Raw genomic sequence first — 818 nt, 5'->3', positions numbered from 1 at the left:
CAGCCTGCCGCAGGATCGCGATAATCTGCGCCTCAGTGTATTTGCTTGTCTTCATTCCAAATCTCCTCGTTCATCTTGCCGAGAAAATTCCACTTTTACAGCCCCCTACTTTCGGGGGGGATTACCAGGGGGGTCACTTTTGGACGCCGATTACCCCAATACTGGGGTCAATCTTGCATGCCGGTTCACAACTAGGTGAAAAAGTGGCGCAACTGGTAACAATGGCGTCTGATCGACGGCATGAATGCCACGAGCGACTGCTTCGGGAAAGCCACGCTGCGGCGTGGGCACGCTTCGACCGGCAGCTCGGGGCCGAAGCTGAGTAGAAACTCGCATGGACATGGCAGGCTTCAAAATGTGTACGCCGGAGTGATCTTGGGAGGTTTTTCCGATGCCGTCGTCGCTAGCGGCCTAGTGGGGTGTGGGAATCGTTCTTCGCGATTTCAGGAAATCTGTATTTCTACACAGAATCGGCCGAAAATCTTGAATCTTTTGGCGTTTCGTCTTGGCGCGTAGCGCCAAGATAAGGCCCTATCGCAAGTCTCGAAAGCCCCTATGGCAGGGTTCACATGCAACGCTTACCTTTGTTACCAAGGAATTCGCACCCTTTTGCTTCCGCGGTGCTTCCGAAATGTTCGAACGCAAAACGCCACCCGTTAGGGTGGCTTCTAAGCGACTGTTAAGTCGAATTTTTTGGTTGCGGGAGTAGGATTTGAACCTACGACCTTCAGGTTATGAGCCTGACGAGCTACCGGGCTGCTCCATCCCGCGACATTTTTTGTGTCCTACCGCCTATCGGCTACTTGAGGACCTTTTTT

1 tRNA gene is annotated in these 818 nt (G+C 52.9%); it reads right to left on the bottom strand.

Annotation, left to right across the window (positions count from 1 at the left end):
* Window positions 1–694: 694 nt before the first annotated feature.
* Window positions 695–771, bottom strand: a tRNA-Met gene (locus tag AQS8620_RS16760).
* Window positions 772–818: the final 47 nt, after the last annotated feature.

Source organism: Aquimixticola soesokkakensis (assembly GCF_900172375.1).
Taxonomy (GTDB): domain Bacteria; phylum Pseudomonadota; class Alphaproteobacteria; order Rhodobacterales; family Rhodobacteraceae; genus Aquimixticola; species Aquimixticola soesokkakensis.
This window is presented reverse-complemented; position numbering and strand designations above follow the sequence as displayed.